Below are 13,735 nucleotides of genomic sequence, written 5' to 3'. Positions count from 1 at the left end.
GCCACTAGAGTTGCCGGGTGACCGAGAACCCCTACCTGGCCGGTTTACGGCTGGCCGGCCGCAAGGTTGTCGTTGTGGGCGCGGGAAGCGTCGCGCAGCGACGACTTCCGCTGTTGGTGGACAGCGGCGCGCAGGTGCTGGTGATCGCACCCAGCGCCACCCCGGCGGTCGAAGCGCTGGGGGAGCGCAAGCCCGGCATCACGCTGGTCTCGCGCGCCTACCGCGACGGAGATCTGGCCGACGCTTGGTATGCGATCGCGGCCACCGACGACCCGGAGGTCAACGCCGCCATTGTGGCTGAGGCCGATCGTCGCCAGATCTTCTGTGTGCGGGCCGATCTGGCCGTCGAGGGATCCGCGGTCACCCCGGCCACCTTCGGTTACTCCGGTCTGTCGGTGGGCGTTCTGGCCGGCGGCGAGCACAACCGGTCGGCGGCGATCCGCTCGGCGATCCGGGAGGCCCTGCAGTCCGGAGCCATTACCGCAGAGACCTCCGACGTGGTGCGCGGCGGTGTGGCGCTGGTAGGCGGCGGACCCGGCGATCCGGAACTGATCACGGTGCGCGGCCGTCGCATGCTCTCGCACGCCGACGTCGTGGTGACCGACCGGCTTGCCCCGCCCGAACTGCTCGCCGAACTGCCGCCGAACGTCGAAGTCATCGACGCCGCCAAGATTCCCTACGGGCGGGCAATGGCGCAGGACGCCATCAACGCGCTGATGATCGAACGCGCCAAGGTCGGCAAGTTCGTGGTGCGCCTCAAGGGCGGCGACCCGTTCGTGTTCGCCCGCGGCTACGAAGAGGTCCTGGCCTGCGCCGAGGCCGGTATCCCGGTGACGGTGGTACCGGGTGTGACCAGTGCCATAGCGGTACCGGCTCTGGCCGGAGTGCCGGTCACCCACCGGGCTGTCAACCACGAGTTTGTGGTGGTCAGCGGGCATGTCGCACCCGACGATCCCGAATCGTTAGTGAATTGGGACGCCCTGGCCGCACTGCGCGGAACCATCGTGTTGCTGATGGCTATCGAACGCATCGAACAATTCTGCGCGGTGCTGCAAAAAGGCGAACGACCTGCGGATACGCCGGTTCTGGTGGTGCAACACGGCACCACGCCGGCCCAGCACACGCTACGAGCGACCCTGGCCGACGCGCCCGAGAAAATCCGCGCGGAGGGCATCCGACCTCCCGCGATCGTCATTATCGGGGCCGTCGCAGGTTTCGGGGTTTAAACAGCTCTTAATATTACTGTAGGGTAGCCGGTTATGACTGCACTTGATGATGCAGGGCGTGCGACCGTGCAGCGGTCCGAAGGCGCTGCCGGGCAGGTTCCCCGGGGGCGAGCCGGCTCCGATCTCGTGAGCTGGACCAGCAAGTATGTGTCGTCCTGGCTGCCGTCTCGTCGCTTTATCTACGCCGTGATCGCGATCGGTGGCATGCAGCTGCTGGCCACCATGGACAGCACGGTCGCCATCGTCGCGCTTCCTAAGATCCAAGACGATCTGGGCCTGTCCGACGCGGGTCGCGGCTGGGTGATCAGTGCCTACGTGCTGACCTTCGGCGGCCTGATGCTGCTCGGCGGCCGACTCGGCGACACCATCGGCCGCAAGCGCACCTTCATCAGCGGGGTCGCGCTGTTCACCATCGCGTCGGTCCTGTGCGCGGTGGCCTGGGATGCGCCCACGCTGGTCATCGCCCGACTGCTGCAGGGGGTCGGCTCGGCCATCGCCTCACCGACCGCACTGGCGCTGATCGCCACCACCTTCCCGAAGGGGCCGGCCCGTAATGCCGCAACCGCGGTATTCGGCGCGATGACCGCCGTCGGTTCGGTGATGGGCTTGGTGGTCGGTGGTGCGCTGACCGAGCTGTCGTGGCGGCTGGCGTTCGGTGTCAACGTGCCGATCGGCCTGCTGATGATCTACTTGGCCCGCACCGCACTGACCGAGACCCATCGGGAGCGGATGAAGCTCGACGCCGCCGGGGCGCTGCTGGCGACCCTGGGCTGCACCGCCGCGGTATTCGCGTTCACGATCGGCCCGGAGAAGGGCTGGATCTCGGTCATCACCATCGGCTCGGGCGTGGTCGCGATCGTGGCGATGCTGGCGTTCGTCGTCGTCGAGCGCACCGCCCAGAACCCGGTGGTGCCGTTCAGCCTGTTCAAGGACCGCAACCGGGTGGCGACCTTCGCGGCGATCTTCCTGGCCGGCGGGGTGCTGTTCACCGTGACTGTGACCATCGGCCTGTACGTGCAGGATCTGATGGGCTACTCGGCGCTGCGCGCCGGAGTCGGATTCATCCCGTTCGTCATCGGGCTGGGCATCGGCCTGGCGGCGTCCTCGCAGCTGGTCCGGCGGTTCCCGCCCCGGGCGTTGGTGATCGCCGGTGGCATCGTGGTGCTCGGGGCGATGATCTACGGCTCGACCGTCGACCGGAACCTCCCGTACTTCCCGAACTTCGTGACGTTGATCGTGCTCGGCGGGTTCGGCATCGGCATGATCGTGGTGCCGCTGACCTTGTCGGCGATCACCGGTGTGGGCTTCGACCAGATCGGCCCGACCTCGGCGATCGCGCTGATGCTGCAGAACCTCGGAGGGCCGATCGTGCTGGCGGTCGTGCAGGCCGTCATCACCTCGCGCACGCTCTACCTGGGCGGCACCAACATGCCGGTCAAGACCATGAATCCCGCGCAGATCGCCGCGTTGGACGCCGGGTATACCTACGGCCTGCTGTGGGTGGCGGCCGTGGCCGTCCTGGTCGGCGCGATCTCCCTGCTGATCGGTTACACCGCCAAGCAGGTCGCGCACGCCCAAGATGTGCAGGACGCCTTCGGCGACCTGTAACTTCGCCTGGCTTCACCGCACTTACGGTCCCCGCTAAGCCGGCCTGCTGCGCTGGGCGCCGGCTACACGTATTCGCTGCTGTGGGTGGCGGCGATCGCGATCCTGGTGGGCGGGGCGGCGTTGCTCATCGGGTTCTCGGCCGACCAGATCGCCCGCGCCCAGCGCACCCGTGAGGCCGTGGAGGCCGGGGAGCTGTAGGCGCGCCGGGCAAGTCCGCGTCTGCTCGCGGCTGAAGATAGGCTCTCGGCCTGTGATCACCCGGATGTCCCAACTGTTCCTGCGCACCCTGCGCGACGACCCCGCCGATGCCGAAGTCCCCAGCCACAAGCTGCTGATCCGGGCCGGCTACATCCGGCCGATCGCACCCGGTCTGTACAGCTGGCTGCCGCTGGGTCTGCGAGTGCTGCGCAACATCGAGCAAGTGGTGCGCGAGGAGATGAACGCCATCGGCGGCCAGGAGATCCTGTTCCCGGCGCTGCTGCCCCGCGCACCCTATGAGACCACCAACCGCTGGACGGAATACGGCGACGGCCTGTTCCGGCTCAAGGACCGCCGCGACAACGACTACTTGCTGGGCCCCACCCACGAGGAGCTGTTCGCCCTGACAGTCAAGGGGGAGTACAACTCCTACAAGGACTTCCCGGTGGTGCTGTATCAGATCCAGACCAAGTACCGCGATGAGGCGCGGCCGCGAGCCGGCATCCTGCGCGGCCGCGAGTTCGTGATGAAGGATTCGTATTCCTTCGACGTGGACGATGCCGGCCTGGCCGCCGCCTACGAGGCGCACCGGGTGGCCTATCAGCGGATCTTCGACCGGCTCGGTGTGCGCTACGTGATCGTCTCCGCGGTGTCCGGCGCCATGGGCGGATCGGCCTCCGAGGAGTTCCTCGCCGAGAGCGCGGTCGGTGAAGACACATTCGTGCGCTGCCATGAGTCCGGCTACGCCGCCAATGTCGAAGCGGTGACCACCGCCCGCCCCGAACCGCAATCGATCGAGGGCCTGCCCGAGGCGAAGGTGTACGACACCGGCGACACTCCGACGATTGCCACCCTGGTGGATTGGGCCAACGGCGCGCTGGACCGTACGGTCACCGCCGCCGACACCCTCAAGAACGTCCTGCTCAAGGTCCGCCAACCCGACGGCGACTGGGAGCTGCTGGGCATCGGAGTGCCGGGCGACCGCGAGATCGACGAGAAGCGGCTCGGCGCGGCGCTCGAGCCCGCCGAGCACGCACTGCTCGATGACGGTGATTTCGCCAAACACCCCTTCTTGGTGAAGGGCTACATCGGTCCGAAGGCATTGCAGGACAACGGGGTCCGCTACCTGGTCGATCCGCGTGTGGTGGACGGCACCAGCTGGATCACCGGCGCCGACGCACCCGGCAAGCACGTCGTGGGGCTGGTCGCCGGGCGTGATTTCGTCGCCGACGGCACCATCGAGGCGGCCGAGGTCCGGGACGGGGACCCGTCACCGGACGGGGCCGGCCCGCTGGTCAGTGCCCGGGGGATCGAGATCGCCCACATCTTCCAGCTCGGCCGCAAGTACACCGACGCGTTCGCGGTCGACGTTCTCGGCGAGGATGGCCGGCCGGTGCGGCTCACCATGGGCTCCTACGGTGTCGGCGTGTCCCGGCTGGTGGCTGTCATCGCCGAACAGCAGCATGACGAGCTGGGCCTGCGCTGGCCGTCGCAGGTCGCGCCGTTCGACGTGCACGTGGTGATCGCCAACAAGGACGACGCCGCCCGCGCCGGCGCGACCGAGCTGGCCGCCGAACTGGACCGGCTCGGTCTGGAGGTGCTCTTCGATGACCGGCAGGCTTCGCCGGGAGTGAAGTTCAAAGACGCCGAGTTGCTCGGGGTGCCGTGGATCGTGGTGCTGGGGCGTGGCTGGGCCGAGGGGGTTGTCGAACTGCGGGATCGCTTCTCCGGGCAGACCCGTGAGCTGGCCGTCGGTGCGGAGTTGGCCGGGGAGATTCTGGCGGCGCTGGGCCGCTAGCTGGTCCCGGTCTAGTCCCCGTCTAGTCCTGGCCGCCCGGGAAGGCCTGGGTGATCGGCCAATTCCCGAGCGCGCGGTTCCAGTGCGCGGCCAGCACGGCACTCTGGCCGAGCGCGGTCGCCGCGAATTCCCGGTCGGTGGCTTCGCTGGCCTGCTCGACGACTGCACGCCAGGCTGCCGCGGTGTCGTCTTCCATCCGGACCGCCAGCCGCAGTGCGTCATTGGACGTGGTCACCGGCATGGGCACCTGATATCCGGCGGCGGCGGGTGGAACCGCAACCGAGCGGCTGGTCAGGATCGCGATGGTGCGGTCCCGGCGTTCGCGGTGCTGACGGATGGTGGTGACCACCAGATCGTTGAATTCCGGCAGCGAGTACGCCGACACCAGCCCGTAGCCGTAGACGACCCCGTATTCGGTGGCCAGGGCATCGATCAGGGCCGATTCGGGGCCGGAGGCCGGGCTGGGCTCGGGAGATGTCATGTCTGCGCCACCAAGGCGACCGCGTAGGCGGCGGTGCACGCCGCGGCGATAGAGGCCAGCAGCCCGGCCCGGTAACCCGACGAGGCGACCGCCAGCTTTCCGGAGCTGTCGGCGGCGGCCCGTAACGCGTTGATCACCTGCGAGACCGTCGGGGCCGGCGCGTCCGGCGCAGCGTTGGCGGTGGTGGTTTCGGTCTCATCCGCCGGCGTCTTTCCGGCGGCGCGGGCGATCTCGGCTGCCAGCGCCCGGGCATGCTCAGTTCGCTCCTGCGACACCTGCTCCAGTGCTGCGGCCAGCACCTTGGAGTCCGGGTCGGTCAGCGCCGCAGCGGCTGCGGTGGCCAGTTCACTGTCGTGTAGGGCCAGCTGTCGTTGGGCTTCCAGGTCGTCCACGACGGGCGTCGTAGGAGCAGAGCCGCAGGCCGGGGCCGCGAGGGCCAGCAGGGCGAACATCCCGGCGCCGGTGAGCACGCGCCGGCGGTCGATGACGGACAGGGGGCCAGGCACCCTGACATCCTGCCATTGCGACAGAAGCGGAGGGACGTGACGTGGCCGGGACCGGGCCGCGGTACGCTGACGGGCGCTTTTGCCGGTTTGCTGTGGCTGTGTTTCCCACGGCGTATCGTTGATGACTGGTTCCCGGCCGCGCCTGGCGCGTGGGAACGCGCCGACTGAACAACTCAAGACGAGGAGCTCGCCGTGGCCACCGGGCTACCTTCCCAGACACAGGTGATCGAGCTGCTCGATGCTGAGTTCACCCGCGCCGGATACGAGATCGAAGACGTCGTCGTCGATGATCAGGACCCGCTGCCGCGAATCACCGTGGTCGCCGACGGCGACACTCCGCTGGATCTGGACACTGCCGCGGCGCTGGCGCGTTCGGCGTCGGAACTGCTCGACACCCTGGAGTTCGACGGCCAATACGTGTTGGAGGTCAGCTCGCCCGGTGTGGGGCGGCCGCTGACCACAGCGAAGCAGTTTCGGCGCGCGCACGGTCGCAAAGTTGAGCTGACGCTGTCCGACGGGTCGGGTCTGACCGGTCGGGTGGGCGTCGTCGATGACGACGTCCTGACGCTGGTGGTGCGTGCCGGGCGGGACTGGAACCGTCGCCGCCTGCCACTGAGCGAGATCAGCCGAGCGGTGGTACAAGTCGAGTTCTCGCCGCCGAGCGAACGTGAGTTGGAGTTGGCGGGCCTACAGGCCCCCGAGGCGGGAACGGAGGCCGGAGCATGAATATCGACATGGCCGCGCTGCACGCGATCGAGGCCGACAAGGGCATCTCGGTCGACGTGGTCGTGGACACCATCAAATCGGCGTTGCTCACCGCATACCGTCACACCGAAGGTCATCAGGCCGACGCGGTGATCGACGTCGACCGCAAGAGCGGCGTGGTGCGGGTGCTGGCCCGCGAGACCGACGCCGACGGCAACGTGATCAGCGAATACGACGACACCCCCGAGGGCTTCGGCCGGATCGCGGCGACCACCGCGCGCCAGGTGATCCTGCAGCGGCTGCGTGACGCCGAGAACGAGAAGGCCTACGGCGAGTTCTCCGCGCGGGAGGGCGACATCGTCGCCGGCGTCGTCCAGCGCGACGCCCGGGAGAACGCCCGCGGTGTCATCGTGGTGCGCCTGGGTACCGAAGCCAAGGGTTTCGACGGCGTCATCCGCCCCGCAGAGCAGGCACCCGGCGAGGCCTACGAGCACGGCGACCGGCTGCGCTGCTACGTGATCGGGGTGACCCGCGGCCTGCGCGAGCCGCGTATCGAGCTGTCCCGTACCCACCCGAACCTGGTCCGCAAGCTGTTCGCCCTGGAAGTCCCCGAGATCGCCGACGGGTCGGTGGAGATCGTCGCGGTCGCCCGCGAGGCCGGCCACCGCTCCAAGATCGCGGTGGCCTCGCAGGTGCCCGGCCTGAACGCCAAAGGCGCCTGCATCGGTCCGATGGGCCAGCGGGTGCGCAACGTGATGAGCGAGCTGGCCGGCGAGAAGATCGACATCATCGACTACGACGAGGACCCGGCGCGCTTCGTCGGCAACGCGCTGTCGCCGGCCAAGGTGATGTCGGTGACCGTCATCGACCAGGCTGCCCGGGCCGCCCGGGTAGTGGTTCCGGACTTCCAGCTGTCCCTGGCCATCGGCAAAGAGGGCCAGAACGCCCGGTTGGCGGCCCGGCTGACCGGCTGGCGCATCGACATCCGCAGCGATACCCCGGAGCCCGGCGCCAACGGCGCCGAGCACGAGGCCGGCCGGGGCGTGCCGCAGGAACACTGAGCGGGACACGGACCGGCGGGGCGCTGAGCGGGGCGCTACGGGGTTTGTTTGGCGGTCCCAGCTTCGCCTCTCCTTCGTCGAGCCTCGCTGAACCACCGGCACGGATTCGGGTGGTTCGGGTGATCCCCGTTGTATGGGTAGACTGAGCCGTGATCCAGCGCGAGACTTCGACAGCCGCCTCGCGGACGCACCGCTCCCCAGAGGGACCGGTGCGCACGTGTGTCGGATGCCGGAAACGTGCGTTGACCGTCGAATTGCTTCGGGTGGTCGCGGTGTCAACCGAGAACGGCAACGGTGCCGTGATCGTTGACCGCGCGGGCAACCAACCGGGGCGGGGTGCGTGGTTGCATCCCGCGTCGGAGTGCCTGCACGCGGCGATTCGGAGACGGGCATTCGTGCGCGCGCTGCGGATCAGCGGTTCTCCGGATGTATCCGGGGTGGAGGAGTACTTCGAAGGATTCGAAGATCGGCTCACCGCCCCGGTCAACAGAACAGGTAGCGAAGAACATGAGCACACCGTGAAGTCCCGATGACCATGCGTCATAGCTAAACCCGAGGCGCGGCCCACCACCGCTGTCGCCTCATAGACAGGAGATGTAGTGGCAAAGGCCCGCGTACACGAGTTGGCCAAGGAACTCGGTGTCACCAGCAAGGAAGTCCTCGCCCGCCTGAGCGAGCAGGGCGAATTCGTCAAATCGGCGTCCTCAACCGTGGAAGCCCCCGTCGCGCGGCGGCTGCGCGAGTCCTTCGGCGGCGGTAAGCCCGCGCCGAAGGCCGAAGCGCCCGCGGCCCCGGCGCCTGCCAAGGCCGCTCCGGCTCCGTCCCCGGCGGCGACTCCGGGACCGGCGAAGCCGGCACCGGCCGCTGCGGCTGACGGCGAGGCTGCGAAGCCCGCCGCACCCGCGGCCAAGCCGTCCGCTCCGGCAGCCCCGGCGGCTCCGCCTGCGGCCGAGGCCCCGCCGCCGGCAGCTGCGGCACCGTCCCCGGCGGCGCCGCCCGCTCCCGGCCCGCGGCCGGCAGCACCGGGCCCCAAGCCCGGCGCCCGCACCCCGCGCGTCGGCAACAACCCGTTCTCCTCGGCGCAGCCGGTTGAGCGCGCCATTCCGCGTCCGCACCCGCAGGCGCCCCGGCCTGGGGGCGCACCCCGGCCCGGCATGCCGCGTCCCGGCGGCGGCGCGACACCGGGCAACATGCCCGGTCGCACCAGCAACTTCGGCGCGCAGGGTCGCCCGGCGCGCCCCGGCGGTCCGCCGCGTCCCGGTGGCGGTGGCCGACCCGGTGCGCCCGGCGGTCGCCCGGGCGGTCCCGGCGGCGGTCCCGGTGGTAACTACCGCGGTGGCGGTGCCGGTGGTCCCGGCGGCGGAGGCGCCCCCGCAGGCGCCGGTGCCGGAGGTTTTCGGGGTCGTCCCGGCGGTGGTGGCGGCGGCGGTCGTCCCGGCCAGCGCGGTGGCGCGGCCGGTGCCTTCGGCCGGCCCGGCGGTGCACCCAAGCGCGGACGCAAGTCGAAGCGGGCGAAACGCGCCGAGTACGAGAACATGCAGGCGCCGGTCGTCGGTGGTGTGCGGTTGCCGCACGGCAACGGCGAGACCATCCGGCTGGCCCGCGGCGCATCGCTGAGCGACTTCGCCGAGAAGATCGACGCCAACCCGGCTGCCCTGGTGCAGGCGCTGTTCAACCTCGGTGAGATGGTGACCGCCACCCAGTCGGTGGGCGACGAGACGCTGGAGCTGCTGGGCAGCGAGATGAACTTCGTGGTGCAGGTGGTCTCGCCCGAGGACGAGGACCGCGAGCTGCTGGAGTCCTTCGACCTGACCTACGGCGAGGACGAGGGCGGCGAGGAGGACCTGCAGAGCCGGCCGCCAGTGGTGACCGTCATGGGTCACGTCGACCACGGCAAGACCCGACTGCTGGACACCATCCGCAAGGCCAACGTCCGCGAGGGCGAGGCCGGTGGCATCACCCAGCACATCGGCGCCTACCAGGTGTCGGTCGACTTCGACGGCTCCGAACGGCTGATCACGTTCATCGACACCCCGGGTCACGAGGCGTTCACGGCCATGCGTGCCCGTGGCGCCAAGGCCACCGACATCGCGATCCTGGTGGTGGCCGCCGACGACGGTGTGATGCCCCAGACGGTGGAGGCGATCAACCACGCCCAGGCTGCCGATGTGCCGATCGTGGTGGCGGTCAACAAGATCGACAAGGAAGGTGCCGACCCGGCCAAGATCCGGGGGCAGCTCACCGAGTACGGACTGGTTGCCGAGGACTTCGGCGGCGACACCATGTTCGTCGACATCTCCGCCAAGCAGGGCACCAACATCGCGGCCCTGGAAGAGGCGGTGCTGCTGACCGCCGACGCGGCCCTGGACCTGCGGGCCAACCCCGACATGGAGGCCCAGGGTGTGGCGATCGAGGCCCACCTGGACCGCGGCCGCGGTCCGGTGGCCACCGTGCTGATCCAGCGCGGCACGCTGCGAGTCGGCGACTCGATCGTCGCCGGGGATGCCTACGGCCGGGTGCGGCGCATGGTCGACGAGCACGGCGACGACGTGGAAGAGGCGCTGCCGTCGAGGCCCGTGCAGGTCATCGGGTTCACCTCGGTGCCGGGCGCCGGCGACAACCTGCTGGTGGTCGACGAGGACCGGATCGCTCGCCAGATCGCCGACAAGCGCAGCGCGCGTAAGCGCAACGCGCTGGCGGCGCGCTCGCGCAAGCGGATCTCGCTGGAGGACCTGGACTCGGCGCTGAAGGAAACCAGTCAGCTGAACCTGATCCTCAAGGGCGACAACGCCGGTACCGTCGAGGCGCTGGAAGAGGCCCTGATGGGAATCCAGGTCGACGACGAGGTGCAGCTGCGGGTGATCGACCGCGGTGTCGGTGGCATCACCGAGACCAACGTCAACCTGGCGTCGGCGTCGGACGCGATCATCATCGGGTTCAACGTGCGTGCGGAGGGCAAGGCCACCGAGCTGGCCAACCGCGAGGGTGTGGAGATCCGGTACTACTCGGTCATCTACCAGGCCATCGAAGAGATCGAGAGCGCGCTCAAGGGCATGCTCAAGCCGATCTACGAGGAGAAGGAGCTGGGGCGGGCGGAGATTCGCGCCATCTTCCGGTCCTCCAAGGTTGGCAACATCGCCGGCTGCTTGGTCACCTCCGGTCTCATCCGCCGCAACGCCAAGGCGCGGCTGCTGCGTGACAACGTGGTGGTCGCCGAAAACATCACGGTCTCCTCGCTGCGCCGGGAGAAGGACGATGTCACCGAGGTTCGCGACGGCTACGAGTGTGGTCTGACGCTGACCTACAGCGACATCAAGGAAGGCGACGTCATCGAGACCTACGAGCTCGTAGAAAAAGCACGTGTGTAGGCGCGGTCATCATGGCTGACCCGGCACGGGCACGCCGGCTGGCCAAGCGGATCTCCACGATCGTCGCCTCGGCGATCGAGTACGAGATCAAAGATCCGCGGCTGGCCGGCGTGACGATCACCGACGCGAAGGTGACCGCCGATCTGCACGACGCGACCCTGTACTACACGGTGCTGGGCCCCTCCCTGGACGAGGACCCCGACTACGGCGGGGCCGCTGCCGCGCTGGAGGGGGCCAAGGGGGTGCTGCGGTCCAAGGTCGGCGCAGGCACCGGGGTGCGGTTCACCCCGACCCTGACGTTCGTCCGGGACACCGTGCCCGACGCTGCCCATCGGATGGCGGAACTGCTGGCCGCAGCCCAAGCCGCCGACGCCGACCTGGCCCGGATACGGGAGGGCAAGCAACCGGTCGGGGACCCCAACCCGTACCGGGAGGCGCCCGGACAAGCGGGCGCCGACGACAGCGGTGACGGTGAGCAATCGGGCGACTGACCCGCTGCCCACGGGCCGGCGGGTCGACGCCGCCGGAGCAGTGGCACTGCTGGCGGGCGCGAGCACGCTGGCGGTGATCTGCCATGTGAATCCCGACGCCGACACCATCGGTGCGGGGCTGGCGCTGGCGTCGGTCCTGCGACGGCGCGGCAAGGCGGTCGAAGTCAGTTTCGCCCGCCCGGCGGTGCTGCCGCAGACGCTGCAGTCGTTGCCGGGCGGCGACCTGCTGGTCGCTGCCGATGCGATGCGCCGGGACGTCGATCTGGTGGTCACAGTCGACGTCTCGAGCGCGGATCGGCTCGGGGAGCTGCGGGAGCTGGCCGCCGGCCGCGAGCTGCTGGTGATCGACCATCATGCATCGAACCAGCTGTTCGGCACCGCCAACTTCGTTGACGCGTCCGCGGATTCGACCACGATGATGGTGGCTGAACTGATCGACGCCTGGGGCGAGCCGATCGACGTGGAGGTGGCGCACTGCCTGTATGCGGGGCTGGCCACCGACACCGGGTCGTTCCGTTGGGCCAGTGCCCGCGCGCACCGGCTGGCGGCGCGGCTGGTGGACGTCGGCGTGGACAACGCGGCGATCACCCGGACCGTGATGGACACCCACCCTTTCGGCTGGCTGACGATGCTGTCGCGCGTGCTGGCCAATGCGCGACTGCTGCCTGACGCGGCGGGCGGGCGCGGGCTGGTCTATGCGGCGGTCGACCACGCCGAGTGGACCGCGGCGCGGTCCGAGGAGGTGGAGAGCATCGTCGACATCGTGCGCACCACCGCACAGGCCGAAGTGGCGGCGGTGTTCAAGGAGACCGAGCCGGGGCGCTGGGCGGTGTCGATGCGCGCCAAGTCGGCGGTGGATCTGAGCGCAGTGGCCGTCTCATTCGGCGGTGGCGGACACCGGCTGGCCGCCGGCTACACGGCGACCGGAACGGCGCAGGACGTGATCGCCGCCCTGGTCACCGCGCTCGAGCGGTGACGGACCGCGCCGCGGCCGGCGGCCGCCAGATCATGGCGCTGGCGTTGCCGGCGCTGGTGGTGCTGGCCGCTGAACCGTTGTATCTGCTGTTCGACACCGCGGTGGTCGGCCGACTGGGTGCGCTGGGCCTGGCGGGGCTGGCGATCGGCGGGTTGATCCTGGGCCTGGTGGGCTCGCAGGGCACATTCCTGTCCTACGGCACCACGGCACGGGCGGCACGCCACTTCGGGGCCGGTGACCGTCGCGCCGCGGTCGCCGAGGGGGTGCAGGCGACCTGGCTGGCACTGGGCCTGGGGGTGCTGATCGTCGTCGTGGTGCAGGCTGCAGCGGTGCCGCTGGTCTCGGCTGCCGCAGGTCGTGACGCCATCGCGCAGGCCGCCTTGCCGTGGCTGCGGATCGCGATCCTCGGCGCTCCGGCGATCCTGGTGTCGCTGGCCGGAAACGGATGGCTGCGCGGAGTGCAAGACACCTCGCGCCCTCCGCGCTATGTGGTTGCAGGCTTTGCGCTTTCGGCGCTGCTGTGCCCGCTGCTGGTCTTCGGGGCGCTGGGCATGCCGCACTGGGGCCTGGCCGGCTCCGCGGTGGCCAACTGTGCGGGCCAGTGGCTTTCGGCACTGTTGTTCTTGCGTGCGCTTGCCTCCGAGCAGGTTTCGCTGCGGTTCGACACTGCGGTGCTACGCGCGCAGCTGGCGATGGGCCGAGACTTGATGGTGCGGTCGCTGGCTTTTCAGGCGTGTTTTGTCTCGGCAGCCGCAGTGGCGGCCAGGTTCGGGGCGGCAGCGTTGGCCGCCCACCAGATTGTGCTGCAGCTGTGGATGTTTCTGGCGTTGGTGCTTGATTCGCTGGCGATCGCCGCCCAGGCCCTGGTCGGCGCGGCACTGGGTGCCGGAGAGGCCGATCAAGCCAGGTCGGTGGCCATGCGGGCTACCGTGTTCTCGGGCATGGCCGCCGGGGTGCTGGCCGTGTTGCTTGCCGTCGGCTCCGGCACGCTGCCCGGCCTGTTCACCGGCGACGGCGCGGTGCTGGCCGCCGTCGCGGTGCCGTGGTGGTTCATGGTGGCTCAGTTACCCGTCGCCGGAATCGTCTTCGCGCTCGACGGCGTGCTGCTGGGCGCCGGGGACGCCGCGTTCATGCGTACCGCCACGGTGATCAGCGCCTTGATCGGGTTCCTGCCGCTGATCTGGCTGTCGTTGGCGCTGGGTTGGGGGCTGGCCGGGATCTGGTCGGGGTTGACCACGTTCATCATGCTGCGGTTGCTGTTCGTCGGGTGGCGGGCGCTTTCCGGGCGCTGGGTGCGAGCCGGACGGCCGTAGGATC

General features: G+C 69.6%; 12 protein-coding genes and 1 pseudogene. 11 read left to right on the top strand and 2 right to left on the bottom strand.

From position 1 onward, the window contains the following. The first annotated feature begins 17 nt into the window (after positions 1–17). From cobA to ABW16_RS07820, 4 genes and pseudogenes are all read left to right on the top strand, one after another. Positions 18–1,226: a uroporphyrinogen-III C-methyltransferase gene (gene cobA / locus ABW16_RS07830; protein WP_047318570.1), complete on the top strand. Its 1,209-nt coding sequence runs from the start codon at positions 18–20 to the stop codon at positions 1,224–1,226. A 204-nt stretch (positions 1,227–1,430) separates the two neighbouring features. Continuing rightward, a complete protein-coding gene (locus ABW16_RS07825; RefSeq protein WP_412178188.1) occupies positions 1,431–2,834 on the top strand; it encodes an MFS transporter in 1,404 nt (467 codons plus the stop codon). Between the two features lie 45 nt (positions 2,835–2,879). After that, a pseudogene (locus tag ABW16_RS28130) lies at positions 2,880–3,032 on the top strand (MFS transporter); the annotation flags it as partial. 52 nt (positions 3,033–3,084) lie between these two features. Next, entirely contained in the window at positions 3,085–4,830 is a 1,746-nt protein-coding gene (locus tag ABW16_RS07820) for a proline--tRNA ligase (RefSeq protein ID WP_047318568.1), read from the top strand. 22 nt (positions 4,831–4,852) lie between these two features. On the opposite strand, the gene ABW16_RS07815 is transcribed toward ABW16_RS07820, so the two are convergent. Both ABW16_RS07815 and ABW16_RS07810 read right to left on the bottom strand, forming a co-directional pair. Beyond that, the gene (locus tag ABW16_RS07815; protein WP_047318567.1) at positions 4,853–5,311 is read right to left on the bottom strand and encodes a ferritin-like domain-containing protein; all 459 of its coding nucleotides are present in this window, start codon (positions 5,309–5,311) and stop codon (positions 4,853–4,855) included. Next, complete coding sequence (locus tag ABW16_RS07810) at positions 5,308–5,763, bottom strand: hypothetical protein (RefSeq protein WP_167344265.1); 456 nt, start codon at positions 5,761–5,763, stop codon at positions 5,308–5,310. Before ABW16_RS07810 ends, ABW16_RS07815 begins: the two co-directional genes overlap by 4 nt. A 246-nt stretch (positions 5,764–6,009) precedes the next feature. Between ABW16_RS07810 and rimP the strand changes: the two genes are divergently transcribed. From rimP to ABW16_RS07775, 7 genes are all read left to right on the top strand, one after another. After that, on the top strand, positions 6,010–6,543 hold the full coding sequence (rimP, locus tag ABW16_RS07805; protein ID WP_047318565.1) for a ribosome maturation factor RimP: 534 nt from the start codon (positions 6,010–6,012) through the stop codon (positions 6,541–6,543). Next, a complete protein-coding gene (gene nusA / locus ABW16_RS07800) occupies positions 6,540–7,583 on the top strand; it encodes a transcription termination factor NusA (RefSeq protein ID WP_047318564.1) in 1,044 nt (347 codons plus the stop codon). The genes rimP and nusA overlap by 4 nt, the downstream gene beginning before the upstream one ends. Positions 7,584–7,855: 272 nt before the next feature. Further along, a complete protein-coding gene (locus ABW16_RS07795) occupies positions 7,856–8,116 on the top strand; it encodes a YlxR family protein (RefSeq protein WP_327083211.1) in 261 nt (86 codons plus the stop codon). 66 nt (positions 8,117–8,182) lie between these two features. Beyond that, entirely contained in the window at positions 8,183–10,951 is a 2,769-nt protein-coding gene (gene infB, locus ABW16_RS07790; protein ID WP_047318562.1) for a translation initiation factor IF-2, read from the top strand. Between the two features lie 11 nt (positions 10,952–10,962). Beyond that, positions 10,963–11,442 carry a 30S ribosome-binding factor RbfA gene (rbfA, locus tag ABW16_RS07785; RefSeq protein WP_047318561.1) on the top strand — a complete coding sequence of 160 codons (480 nt, stop codon included), beginning with the start codon at positions 10,963–10,965 and terminating at the stop codon, positions 11,440–11,442. Beyond that, positions 11,423–12,418, top strand: coding sequence for a DHH family phosphoesterase (locus ABW16_RS07780; protein ID WP_412178186.1), 996 nt, complete (start codon positions 11,423–11,425; stop codon positions 12,416–12,418). Before rbfA ends, ABW16_RS07780 begins: the two co-directional genes overlap by 20 nt. Positions 12,419–12,450: 32 nt before the next feature. Beyond that, the gene (locus ABW16_RS07775; RefSeq protein ID WP_047318645.1) at positions 12,451–13,731 is read left to right on the top strand and encodes an MATE family efflux transporter; all 1,281 of its coding nucleotides are present in this window, start codon (positions 12,451–12,453) and stop codon (positions 13,729–13,731) included. Positions 13,732–13,735: the final 4 nt, after the last annotated feature.

The organism is Mycolicibacter heraklionensis (assembly GCF_001021505.1).
Classification (GTDB): domain Bacteria; phylum Actinomycetota; class Actinomycetes; order Mycobacteriales; family Mycobacteriaceae; genus Mycobacterium; species Mycobacterium heraklionense.
The sequence above is the reverse complement of the archived record's forward strand: the minus strand, read 5'-3'. Positions and strand labels throughout refer to the sequence as shown.

Excerpts from the sequence above, each read along its gene's own strand:
- nusA (WP_047318564.1), top strand. The coding sequence starts at position 6,540 with ATGAATATCGACATGGCCGCGCTGCACGCGATCGAGGCCGACAAGGGC.
- ABW16_RS07810 (WP_167344265.1), bottom strand. The coding sequence starts at position 5,763 with ATGTTCGCCCTGCTGGCCCTCGCGGCCCCGGCCTGCGGCTCTGCTCCT.
- ABW16_RS07815 (WP_047318567.1), bottom strand. The coding sequence starts at position 5,311 with ATGACATCTCCCGAGCCCAGCCCGGCCTCCGGCCCCGAATCGGCCCTG.
- ABW16_RS07825 (WP_412178188.1), top strand. The coding sequence starts at position 1,431 with ATGCAGCTGCTGGCCACCATGGACAGCACGGTCGCCATCGTCGCGCTT.
- ABW16_RS07775 (WP_047318645.1), top strand. The coding sequence starts at position 12,451 with ATGGCGCTGGCGTTGCCGGCGCTGGTGGTGCTGGCCGCTGAACCGTTG.
- rbfA (WP_047318561.1), top strand. The coding sequence starts at position 10,963 with ATGGCTGACCCGGCACGGGCACGCCGGCTGGCCAAGCGGATCTCCACG.